This window comes from Type-C symbiont of Plautia stali (assembly GCF_059730935.1).
In genome coordinates this window covers 2,175,011-2,187,651 of sequence record NZ_AP035923.1, presented here as the reverse complement: position 1 = coordinate 2,187,651, position 12,641 = coordinate 2,175,011, and the positions used below count along the sequence as shown (strand labels likewise).

The window sequence follows — 12,641 nt, the reverse complement described above, 5'->3', positions numbered from 1 at the left end:
GTGCTGCCGGCCCGCGAGTCTGCCGTACCAGCACAGGCTAAGTCAGGTGTTTCTGTAATAGAAAAATCGCTTAGCCGTGCTGAGGGCGGGTACCGTGTAGACGGGTGCGGTTCAGACCAGGATTATCAGAGTCACGCCATATGCTTTAGTGCCACGCTAAAGTTGTGGGTCGGATTTTTTTTTACGCCCACCGGGCAGCACTGTTCGCAGCCCAACGCAGTGGCGTAAAATTTACGCGCCTGCTGGATTGCGGCCCCGGGCGTGTAAAAAGTCCCCAGAAAACGACGACCGCCGTCGGATGGCAGGAACGGACAGCCCTTCGCATGCACCACATGATTGTCGTTATAACCGGCATGCTTATCGACATAATAGTAAAGCTCCATCTGACTACCTCATTGCTGTGTAAAAAATAAGTCTATGTATTATTGGAATAGAACGAATTATAGCGATGAATTGCTATTTTGTTTTAAGTGGTACGGTGCGAATGCCTTATTATTCGAATCCAGCGGAGCAGGCGGGACGCTGAGGTCCCGCGCTAACGATGAAGGGTATTACAGTTTGCGGCCCTGTAAACTCAGGCCAACCAGCAGTGCCAGCACCAGCAGGGCGCTGATAAACAGGGTCACGCCCGGCCAGCCGTAGCGGTGCCAGAATACGCCGCCGAGGGTGCCGGCCACGCTGGAGCCCACGTAGTAGCTGAACAGGTAAAGTGATGATGCCTGGCCTTTCGCCCGGCGCGCGCGCGGTCCAATCCAGCCGCTGGCCACCGAATGGGCGGCAAAGAAGCCGGCAGTGAACAACATCATGCCCGGCAGAATCAGCCACAGCGAATTAAAGGCGGTCAGCAGCAGACCGGCCAGCATGATCGCCGTAGCGCCCGTCATCACCGGACCGCGACCAAAGCGGCTGGTCATCGCGCCGGCTTTCGGCGAACTCCACGAACCGGTGAGATACACCACGGACATCAGCCCGACCACCGCCTGGCTCAGTGACCACGGCGCGCTCAGTAAACGGTAGCCGATGTAGTTAAACAGCGTGACAAACGCGCCCATCAGCAGAAAGCCTTCGGCAAACAGCAGCGGCAACCCTTTGTCGCGCCAGTGCAGGCGGAAGTTGATCAGCAGACTGCGTGGCCGCAGTGAGGCAGGGCGAAAATGGCGCGACGCAGGCAGAATTTTCCAGAACATCAGCGCGCCAGCCAGCGCGCAGCAGCCAATGACGCCAATGGCAATACGCCACGAGAAAAAGTCGGTCAGCACACCGGAGAGTAAACGACCGCTCATGCCGCCAATCGAGTTGCCGCTAATGTACAGCCCCATGGAGAAGGCGATGACCCGCGGATGCATCTCTTCGCTCAGGTAAGTCATGCCCACCGCCGCGACGCCACTGAGCGACAGACCGGTCAGCGCGCGCATCAGCAGAATCCCCTGCCAGCTGCTCATGGTGGCGGAGATCAGCGTACAAATCGCCGCCAGCATCAGCGCGGTCACCATCACCGATTTACGCCCAATCGCATCTGACAGCGGGCCGGTGAACAGCAGGCCCAGCGCCATCAGCCCGGTGGAGAGCGACAGCGAAATACTGCTTTCGGCAGGCGTCACGCCAAACTGCTGTGACAGCACCGGCAGGATCGGTTGTACGCAATAGAGCAGGGCGAAAGTGGCAAGACCGGCAGAGAACAGCGCCAGCGTCACGCGCATAAACTGCGGCGATCCACGTTCAATCCATTCAGTAGCGGTATCGGCGGTGACAGGCTTCGTGGACAAGCTGTCCTCATCAAGCGTCACAGCCTGGGAAGAGCGACTCACAGTACATCCTCAATTCAGCAAATGTCTGAGTACTGTAGGAAAGGCTAAATAGGTTGTACAATATATTAATAATCTCAAATGAGACGTTTAAGATATGATGATTGAGCTGCGCCATCTGCGCTACTTTATTGCCGTTGCGGAAGAGCTGCACTTTGGCCGCGCCGCACAGCGGCTGCACATTTCTCAGCCGCCGCTCAGTCAGCAGATTTTGCAACTGGAACAGGCGCTGGACGCGCAGCTGCTGACCCGCACTAATCGCAGCGTACAGCTCACGCCGGCCGGCCAGTCGTTTTTACAGGATGCGCGCGCGGTTTTATTGCAGGTGGAACAGGCGGCCGGGCGCGCGGCGCGCATTCATCACGGTCAGCAGGGAGAGCTGCGCATCGGCTTTACCTCCTCGGCGCCGTTTACCGGACTGGTGTCGGATGCGCTGTATCACTATCGGCAGCGCTGGCCGGACGTGCATATTCAGATGCAGGAGTACAACACGCGGCAGCAGCTGGCACCGCTGCACGAGGGGCGACTCGACCTGGGCGTCATGCGCAATACGCCGCTGCCGGAGGATCTTCAGCATCGCCTGTTACTGCGTGAACCGCTGTGCGCGGTGGTGCACCACGCCCATCCGCTGGCACAGACGACGTCGATTAGCATCCGGGCGTTAGCCAGCGAACCTTTTGTTTTCTTTGATGCGCAGGGCGGCACGGCCCTGTACGGTGAAATTCTGGCGCTGCTGCATCGCTACCAAATCAAACCTTACATTACCCAGGAAGTGGGTGAAGCCATGACGATACTCGGTCTGGTGGCAACCGGGCTGGGCGTTTCGATTTTACCCGCCTCGTTTGCCCGCGCGCGACTGGCGGAAGTCGCCTGGATTCCGCTACAGGAAAGCGATGCCATTTCTGAGGTGTGGCTGGTGTGGTCAGCGCTGCGCCAGCCGAGTGCGCAGATGAGCAATATGATGGCGCTGCTGCTGCACAATGCCGAGGAATGAACCCGCGGGTACAGAAAACCGCGTTCTTTGTGTGCGATAAATCACATTTCTAATCAAATATTTGACGCTGCGCGCCAATCTGCATCACCATAGCTGCTGTTTATTTAGAAGCGCGAAAATATCCGGGAGCAGGGCGTGAATCTGGACAGTCAGCCTGGCCATATTGACCAAATAAAACAGACCAATGCCGGTGCAGTGTATCGTCTGATTGACCATTACGGTCCGATTTCGCGGATTGAGCTGTCGAAACGTGCCCAGCTGGCCCCGGCCAGCATCACCAAAATTGTGCGCGAAATGCTGGATGCGCATCTGGTGCAGGAGACCGAGTTTCAGGAGCCAGGCAGTCGCGGACGGCCGGCGATAGGGCTGATCCTCGATACCCTGGCCTGGCACTATCTGGCTGTTCGCCTCCAGCCGGGGTTCATCACCCTGACGCTGCGCGATCTCAGCAGCCGCGCGCTACAGGAAGATCGCCTGCCGCTGCCCGCCAGCGCCGACACGCCGCTACTGCAGACGCTGCAGGAGCTGGTCAACGCCTTTTTTATTCGCCATCAGCAAAAACTTGAGCGTCTGACCGCTATCGCCATTACCCTGCCGGGACTGATCAACGCCGCCTCCGGCGTGGTGCACCGTATGCCGGGCTATGACGTACAGGATATGCCGCTGGGCGAAACCCTGGCGCAGCGCACCGGGCTGCCGGTATTCGTCCAGCACGATATCTCCGCATGGACGCTGGCAGAGGCGCTGTTTGGTGCCTCACGGGGTGCGCAGGACGTGATTCAGATTGTTATTGACGAAACGGTGGGCGCCGGGGTGATTAGCGGTGGCCAGCTGCTGCACAAAAGCGGACGCGCGCTGGTGGAGATCGGTCATACGCAGATCGATCCTTACGGCCAGCAGTGTTACTGCGGCAACCATGGCTGCCTGGAAACGGTGGCCAGCACCGGCAGCCTGCTGCAGCTGGCGGCACAGCGTTTATCGTCGCAGCCGGACAGCCAGCTGCACCAGCAGCCGCTGACGCTGGCCTCGCTGTGTGCCGCTGCGCAGCAGGGCGACCGGCTGGCGCGTGACGTCATTGCCGGCGTCGGTCATCATATCGGACGCATGCTGGCGATGATGGTCAACATTTTTAATCCTCAACAAATTCTTATCGGTTCACCGCTTAACCAGGCGGCGGACGTGCTGTTCCCGGCAGTCAGCAGCACCATTCGCCAGCAGGCCCTGCCGGCATACAGTCACGCTATCCAGCTAACCCCCGCGGCTTTCAACGATCCCGGCACGCTGGGCGGCGCGGCGCTGATCAAAGACGCGCTCTATAGCGGCCATTTACTGATAAAACTGTTGCAGGGCTAACGCCAGCCCGCCTTAAGTTTGCGCTAACGCAAGCTCTCGCCTGGGACAAATCCTTAAACTGCCTCCTTTGCAGGTTACACATCGCTTTAATGAAGGAGGAGAAAGGTGAAAACGATTTTTGTCACCGGTACCGACACCGCGGTGGGTAAGACCGTGGTTTCCCGCGCACTGTTACAGTGCTTTGCCAAAGCGAATCTGTGTGCCGCTGGCTACAAGCCGGTTGCCAAAAGCGCGCAGCACACGCCGGAAGGGCTCCGTAATAAAGATGCCGTACTGCTGCAGCAGGCTTCCGGCCTGACGCTGAGCTACAGCGACGTCAATCCCGTGACGCTGGAAGAGGATGAAATCAGCACCAGCCCGGCGCAGCGCATCGATTATCCGTTACTCAATCGCGGACTGGCTGGCTTACAGGATCGCGCTGCACGCGTGGTAGTGGAAGGCACGGGCGGCTGGCGCAGCCTGATGAACGACTTACGGCCGCTGTCGCAGTGGGTGCAGCAGGCGCAACTGCCGGTGGTGCTGGTGGTGGGCATTAAAGAGGGTTGCATTAGCCACGCTTTACTGACCGCCGAAGCGATTGCCGCCGATGGCCTGACGCTGGCGGGCTGGGTCGCCAATCGCATCAATCCCGGACTGGCGCACTATGCTGAAATCATTGATGTTCTGCGCGATAAGCTGAACGCGCCGCTGTTGGGTGAACTGCCTTATCTGCCGCGCGCCGAACAGCGTGATTTGAGTGGTTATCTGGATATTACGTTACTCGGGGGTGATGCGCTGCACAGCGAGAGTGCAAAGCCCGCCGCCTGATGAAACAAAATGCGGCATATCGCACGCAGCTGAATCCGGAGTTTCAGGAGCGGCTGCTTTTTTTTATGCCGTAAACCTTTTTATATTCAATCATCTGTCCTGAATTTTCCCTGTCCGCTGTCGCCCTGGCGCGTTTCATGCATCAGGCAAACTGATAAATCGTTTGCCGGAGCCCTGCTATGTCGCACCCAGAAGAAGAGAAAGGTTTGTTGTACGGGCTGGATGCCCGCATCGGTCCTGCACCGGCGTTCTTTGCCGCCCTGCAGCACGTGCTGGCCAGCGTGGTCGGTATCATCACGCCGCCGCTGATTATCGGTTCCGTGCTGGGGTTACAGGCCTGGATCCCGTATCTCATCAGCATGTCGCTGCTGGTTTCCGGACTCGGCACCTTTCTGCAGGCGCGCCGTTTCTGCGGCATTGGCGCAGGCATGATCTGTCTGCAGGGCACCAGCTTCGCCTTTCTCGGCGTCATTCTCTCTGCGGGGATGACGGTGAAAGCGCAGGGCGGTTCACCGCAGGCGATCCTCGCCATGATATTCGGCTGCAACCTGGTGGCGGCGCTGATCCCGATGCTGATTAGCCGCTGCATCACACCGCTGCGTAAAGTGCTGACCCCGGTGGTGACCGGTACGGTGATCACCCTGATTGGTATCAGCCTGATAAAAGTCAGTATTACCGACTGGGCGGGCGGGCATAACGCCCGCGATTTTGGTGCGCCGGGTAATCTGGCGCTGGGGGCGCTGACCCTGCTGGTGATTATCGTGCTTAACCGTTCCCACTCGCGCTGGGCGCGGCTGGTGGCGGTGGTCGCCGGCATTGGTGCGGGCTGCATCGCGGCGGCGCTGAGCGGTCATCTGCCGCTGAAGCCGATGGCGGAGACGCACTGGCTGGTGCTGCCTTCGCTGCTGCATTTTGGCTTTGATTTTAGCTGGACGCTGTTTGTGCCGATCGCGCTGGTCTCGCTGATCTGCGTGATTGAGGCGGTGGGCGATCTGACCGCCAACTGTCTTATTTCACGCCAGCCGCTGGAAGGCGACGGGTTTCAGCGTCGGCTGCAGGGCGGGATTCTGGCCGATGGCCTCAGCTGCCTGCTGGCGGCACTGTTCTCGGCGTTTCCCAATACCACCTTTGCGCAGAACAACGGGGTGATTCAGATGACCGGCGTCGCCAGTCGCTACGTGGGGATGGTGATTGGCCTGATGCTGGTGCTGCTGGGCGTCTTCCCGCTGGTCGGCAACCTGCTACAGCAGATTCCGCCGCCGGTGCTGGGCGGGGCAACGCTGGTGATGTTTGGCAGTGTGGTCGCCGCCGGTATTCGCGTGATGACTCAGGCCCCACTGGGGCGGCGTGAGATGCTGATTGTGGCGGTGTCGTTTGGCATTGGCCTCGGGGTGGAAGCGGTTCCGGACGTGCTGAAACAGTTTCCGCCGCTGGTCAGCAACCTGTTTGGTCATGCGGTCACCACCGGCGGGATTCTCGCCATGCTGCTGAACGTGGTGCTGCCGAATGAAGCTAAAACGGTTGCGGCGGTCGGCGCGGTCGAAGAGAGCAACTGACGCACAATTTACCTGGAGAATCGCGCCCTCCGTGGCGCGGTTCGGTCGGGGTTACGGGTTGAGACGACGGCGCGTGCGGCCGGAGCTGAGGTAATCCGCGATGTAATCCTGCGAAATTTCGCCGCTGTAACGACCTTCCTCATCGACAATCGGCATCCATACCGTGTTGTGTTCATACAGCTTCGACAGTACCACGCGCAGGTTCTCCTCCGCTTTGCCGGTGACCTTAAAGGTGTGCAGCATCTCCTCGCAGCGGCCGGAGGCGCCGCGCGCTTCACGACGTTTGACAAAGCCCAGCGGTTTGCCATCTTCGTCGACCACCGTGACCGAACGCATGTCGTTGTCGTCCATGGTCGCAAACGCCTCCTGCAGCGGGGTACTGCGCTGCACGGTGATGGTCGGCTGCTGATCGGTGACGTCGCCCGCCTGCACCAGTAGTAGACGCTTCAGCGTACGGTCCTGACCGACGAACGAGCCGACAAATTCGTTGGCCGGCTGCGCCAGCAGTTCGTCCGGGCTGGCACACTGCACGATTTTGCCCTGGCCAAACACCGCGATGCGGTCACCGAGCTTCAGCGCCTCATCAATATCATGACTCACCAGCATCACGGTTTTCTTCAGCTGGCGCTGCATATCGAGGAACTCGTTCTGAATCACCTCGCGGTTGATCGGATCGACGGCACCGAACGGTTCATCCATCAGCAGTACCGGTGGATCCGCCGCCAGCGCGCGGATCACGCCGATGCGCTGCTGCTGGCCGCCCGACATCTCACGCGGGTAGCGATGCAGAAACTTCGTCGGGTCAAGCGCCACCATGCTCATCAGCTCCGTCGCCCGTTCCCGACAGCGTTTTTTGTCCCAGCCCAGCATGCGCGGTACCACGGTAATGTTCTCTTCAATGGTCATGTTCGGGAACAGACCAATCTGCTGAATCACATAGCCGATGTTGCGGCGCAGCGTGACAGTATCCTGGCCGCTGGTGTCTTCGCCATTAATTAAAATCCGCCCGCTGCTGGCGGGGATCAGACGGTTAATCATCTTCAGCGTGGTGGTTTTGCCGCAGCCGGACGGGCCCAGCAGCACACACATCTCCCCGGCAGGCACTTCCAGGCTGACGTTGTCGACGGCATTGAACGTGGTGCCGTTTTTTTGCGTAAAGGTTTTCGTCAGGTTTTCCAGTTTTATCATTATCGAATCCCCTTAGGAGTCAGCGCCGACTGCAGACGGTGCAGCAGCCAGTCAAGAATAATCGCCAGTAAACAGATCATCAGTGCGCCAGCTATCAGCATACGCACATCGCTGCCGCTGATGCCGTCCAGCAGTTGCAGGCCCAGGCCGCCGGCACCGATCACCGCCGCAATGGCCATCACGCCGACGTTCATCACCACGGCGGTACGGATACCGCCAAAAATCACCGGCAGCGCCATCGGAATTTCCACCCAGCGCAGGCGCTGCCAGAAGGTCATGCCGATACCGCGACCGGCTTCGCGCAGCCCGGGCGGCAGGTTTTCCAGCGCGGTATGGGTATTACGCACAATCGGCAGCAGTGAATAGAGAAACACCGCGGTAATCGCCGGCAGGGCGCCAATTCCCTGACCGATCAGTGAAAAGAGCGGAATCATCAGGCCAAATAGCGCAATGGTCGGGATGGTCAGCACGATGGTGGCGATGCCCAGCACCGGTGTTGCCAGCCATTTGAAGCGGACAATCAGAATGCCCAGCGGCACGCCGACGAGGATGGCAAAACCTACCGCCACCAGCACCAGCCAGGTGTGCTGCCAGGTCAGCGCCAGCAGCGTGTTCCAGTTATCCATGATGTAATGCAGGGTATCCATTGCGCCTCCTTACAGCATGTTTTTGGATTTGAGGAAATCACGCGCCACCTGCTGCGGCGACTGGTGATCGATATCGACGCGCTTGTTCATCTCGGTGATGGCTTCATCGGTGATCAGCGGCGACAGCGCATTCAGCGCCGCCTCAAGGCCGGGATGGCTTTCCAGCACATCCTGACGCACTACCGGCGTGACGTTGTAACTTGGGAAGAAGTGCTTATCATCCTCCAGTACTTTCAAATCAAAGCCTTTTACCCGGCCATCTGTGGTGTAGATCAGTCCTGCATCGACAAAGCCGTCGCGCACCGCGTTATACACCAGGCCGGGGTCCATCTGACGAATCTGCGGGCGATCCAGCGGCATGTTGTAGGCTTTCTGCAGCGGTTTCAGACCATCCGAGCGGCCGGCAAATTCCAGATCGAGACCGAGTTTCCAGTTATGATCCGGATCGGTGTTGCGCACCTGTTCCAGCTTCGCCACCAGCTGCGACATGGTGCTGATGCCTTCCGCCTCAGCGCGCTGGCGCTGCATGGCAAACGCGTAGGTGTTGTTCATCGGTGCGGGATTGAGCCACACCAGTCCCAGCTTCGCGTCCAGCTGTTTAACGGTTTTGTACGCCTCTTCAGAGGACATCGGCTTGTTGATATGGTTAAAAATAATCAGCGAGGTGCCGGTATATTCCCACGTCATATCAATCTGCTTATTGATCATCGCGTTGCGCCCGATGGTGGTGGCGATGTTGGTTTTCGGGGTGACCTGAAAACCTTTCTTTTGCAGCCACATCACCGTCATCGCAGACAGGATATGTTGCTCGGTAAAGCTTTTGGTCGCCATTACGATGGGCGTGGCGGCGAGCGCGCCGTGACTGAGGGTTAAGGTGGCGGTCAGGGCCAGCGCGGTGCGTTTGACCCAGCGCGCCAGCAGATTAGCAGTGGCCATGATTACATGCTCCGGGTTAAGCCGCAGAGTGCGGGCTGAGGACGCGTCCCAATGCTGCCAGCAGCATGTCGAGGATCAGGGCAAACAGGGCGGTGGCCACTGCGCCGAGGATCAGCGTCGGGAAGTCGTTGAGATAAATACCAGGGAAGATCAGCTCGCCGTAGCTGCTGGCACCAATTAAAAAGGCCAGCGGCGCGGTGCCGACGTTAATCGCGGTCGCGATGCGTACCCCGGCGAGGATCACCGGCAGCGCATTCGGCAGTTCAACCCGGCGCAGCCGCTGCAGTTTGGTCATGCCAATACCGTTGGCGGCTTCAATCAGCGACGGCGGCACCGCGCTCAGACCGGCATAGGTGTTGCGCACAATCGGCAGCAGCGAGGCGAGGAACAAGGCGATCAGCGCCGGGCGATCGCCAATGCCGACAATCACCATCGCCAGCGCCAGCACGGCCAGCGGTGGCAGCGTGTTACCGACGTTGAAGATTTGCATCACATATTCAGCCCAGCGACGGGCGAAGGGACGGCTGAGCAAAATCCCGCTCGGGATGCCAACCAGTAAAGCGCATAACATCGACCAGAACACTAAGTACAGGTGTTGCTGCCCAAGGTAAAGTAAATCCACCTTGCGGTCGCGCAGCGTATCCAGCCCTAATCCCCACACCAGCAGGGCTATCACCACCACGATGGCGAGCAGTGCCAGCCCGGCACGTCGGGCGAGCGATGCATTGTGCATAGCGTGCGTCTCCCTGATTGAAAAAATCGATTGATTTTATGACGTTATTTTCAGCGTAGCGGCGTTATGCGGTGCAATACACAGACGAAAATCCAGCACGCTGTCAAATTGCAGTTAAAATGACTGTTTCCCGGCTTTTTCATAGTGAAAAACCAGAAACTGCCTTTAGAGCTATAGCAACGCTTGATGATCATTGCCAGTTTTCACGGCAAAATCAGGTAGATACAAAAGTGGTAAAATTAAGCGAAACCCGCATGAAATAAGGTGTCGCTCGACAATAAAAAATTTTCATCAAGATAGGTGACATTGTCACAAATAGGCGCACGCAGAGGAAACTGAGTCGGCGAAATTTCGACTAGCCTTGTAAGAAAAAGGGAGACGTATGACTGAAAGTGCACAATTACAAACGGAACATCGCCACTGGATTCTGATTGCCTGCATGCTGGCGATGTTTATGGCTGCCATTGAGGTCACCATTGTGGCCACGGCCATGCCAACCATCATTGCCGATCTTGGCGGTTTCGCGCAGTTTGGCTGGGTGTTTTCTATTTATCTGCTTACGCAGGCGGTAAGCGTCCCGTTGTACGGCAGACTGGCGGATATCTGGGGCCGCAAACGATTATTTTTCATCGGCGTAACGCTGTTTTTGCTGGGATCCGTGCTGTGCGGTTTTGCCCACAGTATGACGTGGCTGATCGTGTTTCGCGCTTTTCAGGGGCTGGGCGCCGGGGCGATTATGCCGCTGACCACCACCATCGTGGCGGACATTTACTCGCCGCGCGAGCGCGCCAGCGTGCAGGGCTGGCTCTCCAGCGTCTGGGGTGTCGCGGCCGTCATCGGTCCGCTCAGCGGTGCCTGGCTGGTTCAGCACTTTACCTGGTCGGTGATTTTCTGGGTAAACGTGCCGATTGGCCTGCTCTCAATGCTGCTGCTGGCGCGTTTTCTGCCGGCGCGCGAACAGCATCAGGGCGCAACGCTGAATCTGACCGGCAGCTGCTGGTTGATGATCAGCGTCACCGCACTGCTGGTGGCGCTGTTACAGGCGGAAGCGCTGGGTTTCTGGCTGGTGCCGTTCCTGGCGCTGGCGCTGCTGGCCGGCTGGCGGCTGAAACATCACGAGCAGCGCGCCGATGCGCCGCTGTTTCCGCTGGCGCTGTGGCGCAGCCGCCTGATTGTGGCCGGTAATGCCGGGAACCTGATTATCGGGGCCACCATGATGGGCATCAGCGCGTTTCTGCCGACGTGGATTCAGGGCATTACTGGCGGCACACCGCTGCAGGCGGGCAGCGCGCTGGCGATGATGTCAATTGGCTGGCCGCTGGCCAGTACGCTCAGCGGGCGCCTGATGCTGATCACCTCGTATCGCTTTACCGCGCAGCTCGGCGCGTTTTTACTGATTGCCGGCAGCGCGCTGTTACTGCTGCTGCGCGCCGACAGCAGCATCATGCAGGCCGGGCTGACAGCGTTTGTTATTGGCACCGGGATGGGCATGACCAGCACCACCTTTCTGGTGTCGGTACAAAATCATGCGCACTATGAAATTCGCGGCATCTGCACCGCCTCGATCATGTTCAGCCGCATGCTGGGTTCAGCCATCGGCACGGCGATAATGGGCGCGGTGCTCAATCTCAACCTGTCGCTGCGGCTGCCGCAGGCCAGCGATCCGATGCAGAAAATTATGGCACCGGAGAGCCGTCAGGCGCTGCCGCAGGAGCAGTTACACTTCTGGACCGGACAGATTGCCAGTTCGCTGCACTGGGTATTTGTGGTGGCATTGCTGATTGCGCTGCTGACGTTGTGGATTGCGTGGCTGATGCCGCGTCAGCGGCCGGAGGCGGAATAAAGCAGGGCGGCCGGCAAGCCGCCCGAAGAGATTACTGTGCGGGAGCATCCTGCGAGCTGCCCGCGCTGTCCGGCACGCTGCTATCCGCATCGCGACCGTTTTTCTTGTAAACGATTTTCTGCGTGTCGTTTTCACAGTGGCCAACGACCTGACCGCCTGCCTGATCAACCTGATCGTTCGGCACGATATCCAGCGTAAAATCCGATTCCGCCACGCCATTGTTGATGATCTTTTTGCTGATGTCGGCGCGCACGCTTTCGCAGGACGCCTGCACCGCCAGCGGTAACGCCAGCGCCATTAGCAACACAACTGCATTACGTTTTTTCATCACTCACTCCTTGTTGCGTCATTCCCGTGAAAACTATAGCAGCTGGCGCGCATTACGGCGCCAGCGGACGGCCGGTGCGGCGATCGAGGCAGCGCAGGGTGTTCGGTTCCCAGTACGCATTAACGTTGTAGCTTTTTTCGCAGGCGTCGCGGGTATCAAAGGCCCGGTCTGCCTTGTCGAACTCTTTCTCCACGCGGGTATTCACCTTGTTACGCAGGTTGCGCGTATCGTTCCACTGCTCTTTGCTCTGACGCGCCGCCTCGTTGCTGGCCGCGTTGTTGCCATCTTCAATAATCAGGCGATCCGTCTTAGCGACAGCCAGCGGTGCAGTCAGCATTACGCTGGCAGTCAGCGTGGTAGCCAGCAGGGCGGAAAACAGTTTTTTCATCGTCATTTCCTTTCGTTAACTCCAGCACAGCGCGCAGGGCGGCTGTCACAACACTGTCTGCCA

Annotated in this window: 13 protein-coding genes; 5 read left to right on the top strand and 8 right to left on the bottom strand. The window is 58.8% G+C overall.

Annotation, left to right across the window (positions count from 1 at the left end):
• Positions 1–131: 131 nt before the first annotated feature.
• Both AC6I7J_RS10255 and ynfM read right to left on the bottom strand, forming a co-directional pair.
• Positions 132–383 carry a hypothetical protein gene (locus tag AC6I7J_RS10255; RefSeq protein ID WP_150361034.1) on the bottom strand — a complete coding sequence of 84 codons (252 nt, stop codon included), beginning with the start codon at positions 381–383 and terminating at the stop codon, positions 132–134.
• Positions 384–551: 168 nt separating this feature from the next.
• On the bottom strand, positions 552–1,808 hold the full coding sequence (gene ynfM / locus AC6I7J_RS10250; RefSeq protein ID WP_498005576.1) for a multidrug efflux MFS transporter YnfM/SxtP(Kp): 1,257 nt from the start codon (positions 1,806–1,808) through the stop codon (positions 552–554).
• Positions 1,809–1,902: 94 nt separating this feature from the next.
• Here ynfM and AC6I7J_RS10245 point away from each other — a divergent pair, with 94 nt between their 5' ends.
• The 4 genes from AC6I7J_RS10245 (at position 1,903) to AC6I7J_RS10230 (ending at position 6,515) form a co-directional block, all read left to right on the top strand.
• Positions 1,903–2,799: a LysR family transcriptional regulator gene (locus AC6I7J_RS10245; protein ID WP_498005574.1), complete on the top strand. Its 897-nt coding sequence runs from the start codon at positions 1,903–1,905 to the stop codon at positions 2,797–2,799.
• Positions 2,800–2,934: 135 nt separating this feature from the next.
• The gene (mlc, locus tag AC6I7J_RS10240; RefSeq protein ID WP_021506077.1) at positions 2,935–4,152 is read left to right on the top strand and encodes a sugar metabolism global transcriptional regulator Mlc; all 1,218 of its coding nucleotides are present in this window, start codon (positions 2,935–2,937) and stop codon (positions 4,150–4,152) included.
• 105 nt (positions 4,153–4,257) lie between these two features.
• Positions 4,258–4,959 (top strand): dethiobiotin synthase, encoded by a 702-nt coding sequence (gene bioD / locus AC6I7J_RS10235; RefSeq protein WP_132462543.1) that lies wholly within the window; start codon positions 4,258–4,260, stop codon positions 4,957–4,959.
• 179 nt (positions 4,960–5,138) lie between these two features.
• Positions 5,139–6,515, top strand: coding sequence for a nucleobase:cation symporter-2 family protein (locus AC6I7J_RS10230; RefSeq protein WP_498005571.1), 1,377 nt, complete (start codon positions 5,139–5,141; stop codon positions 6,513–6,515).
• Between the two features lie 51 nt (positions 6,516–6,566).
• Here the strand turns inward: AC6I7J_RS10230 and osmV are convergent, their stop codons facing one another.
• Genes osmV through AC6I7J_RS10210 form a run of 4 tightly spaced genes read right to left on the bottom strand, consistent with a single transcriptional unit; the run spans position 6,567 to position 10,019 of the window.
• The gene (gene osmV / locus AC6I7J_RS10225; protein WP_471806821.1) at positions 6,567–7,703 is read right to left on the bottom strand and encodes an osmoprotectant ABC transporter ATP-binding protein OsmV; all 1,137 of its coding nucleotides are present in this window, start codon (positions 7,701–7,703) and stop codon (positions 6,567–6,569) included.
• The gene (gene osmW / locus AC6I7J_RS10220; RefSeq protein WP_021506073.1) at positions 7,703–8,350 is read right to left on the bottom strand and encodes an osmoprotectant ABC transporter permease OsmW; all 648 of its coding nucleotides are present in this window, start codon (positions 8,348–8,350) and stop codon (positions 7,703–7,705) included. The genes osmV and osmW overlap by 1 nt, the downstream gene beginning before the upstream one ends.
• A gap of 9 nt (positions 8,351–8,359) precedes the next feature.
• Positions 8,360–9,286 (bottom strand): glycine betaine ABC transporter substrate-binding protein, encoded by a 927-nt coding sequence (locus AC6I7J_RS10215; protein WP_498005569.1) that lies wholly within the window; start codon positions 9,284–9,286, stop codon positions 8,360–8,362.
• Between the two features lie 16 nt (positions 9,287–9,302).
• Positions 9,303–10,019 carry an ABC transporter permease gene (locus tag AC6I7J_RS10210; RefSeq protein WP_021506071.1) on the bottom strand — a complete coding sequence of 239 codons (717 nt, stop codon included), beginning with the start codon at positions 10,017–10,019 and terminating at the stop codon, positions 9,303–9,305.
• Positions 10,020–10,401: 382 nt separating this feature from the next.
• Here AC6I7J_RS10210 and AC6I7J_RS10205 point away from each other — a divergent pair, with 382 nt between their 5' ends.
• Entirely contained in the window at positions 10,402–11,862 is a 1,461-nt protein-coding gene (locus AC6I7J_RS10205) for an MDR family MFS transporter (protein WP_498005567.1), read from the top strand.
• Between the two features lie 31 nt (positions 11,863–11,893).
• On the opposite strand, the gene AC6I7J_RS10200 is transcribed toward AC6I7J_RS10205, so the two are convergent.
• Both AC6I7J_RS10200 and AC6I7J_RS10195 read right to left on the bottom strand, forming a co-directional pair.
• A complete protein-coding gene (locus AC6I7J_RS10200; protein WP_058769782.1) occupies positions 11,894–12,190 on the bottom strand; it encodes a DUF1161 domain-containing protein in 297 nt (98 codons plus the stop codon).
• 52 nt (positions 12,191–12,242) lie between these two features.
• Entirely contained in the window at positions 12,243–12,578 is a 336-nt protein-coding gene (locus AC6I7J_RS10195) for a DUF1283 family protein (RefSeq protein WP_058758533.1), read from the bottom strand.
• Positions 12,579–12,641 lie beyond the last annotated feature (63 nt).

Excerpts from the sequence above, each read along its gene's own strand:
- AC6I7J_RS10255 (WP_150361034.1), bottom strand. The coding sequence starts at position 383 with ATGGAGCTTTACTATTATGTCGATAAGCATGCCGGTTATAACGACAAT.
- AC6I7J_RS10245 (WP_498005574.1), top strand. The coding sequence starts at position 1,903 with ATGATGATTGAGCTGCGCCATCTGCGCTACTTTATTGCCGTTGCGGAA.
- AC6I7J_RS10230 (WP_498005571.1), top strand. The coding sequence starts at position 5,139 with ATGTCGCACCCAGAAGAAGAGAAAGGTTTGTTGTACGGGCTGGATGCC.
- osmV (WP_471806821.1), bottom strand. The coding sequence starts at position 7,703 with ATGATAAAACTGGAAAACCTGACGAAAACCTTTACGCAAAAAAACGGC.
- osmW (WP_021506073.1), bottom strand. The coding sequence starts at position 8,350 with ATGGATACCCTGCATTACATCATGGATAACTGGAACACGCTGCTGGCG.
- AC6I7J_RS10215 (WP_498005569.1), bottom strand. The coding sequence starts at position 9,286 with ATGGCCACTGCTAATCTGCTGGCGCGCTGGGTCAAACGCACCGCGCTG.
- AC6I7J_RS10210 (WP_021506071.1), bottom strand. The coding sequence starts at position 10,019 with ATGCACAATGCATCGCTCGCCCGACGTGCCGGGCTGGCACTGCTCGCC.
- AC6I7J_RS10205 (WP_498005567.1), top strand. The coding sequence starts at position 10,402 with ATGACTGAAAGTGCACAATTACAAACGGAACATCGCCACTGGATTCTG.
- AC6I7J_RS10200 (WP_058769782.1), bottom strand. The coding sequence starts at position 12,190 with ATGAAAAAACGTAATGCAGTTGTGTTGCTAATGGCGCTGGCGTTACCG.
- AC6I7J_RS10195 (WP_058758533.1), bottom strand. The coding sequence starts at position 12,578 with ATGAAAAAACTGTTTTCCGCCCTGCTGGCTACCACGCTGACTGCCAGC.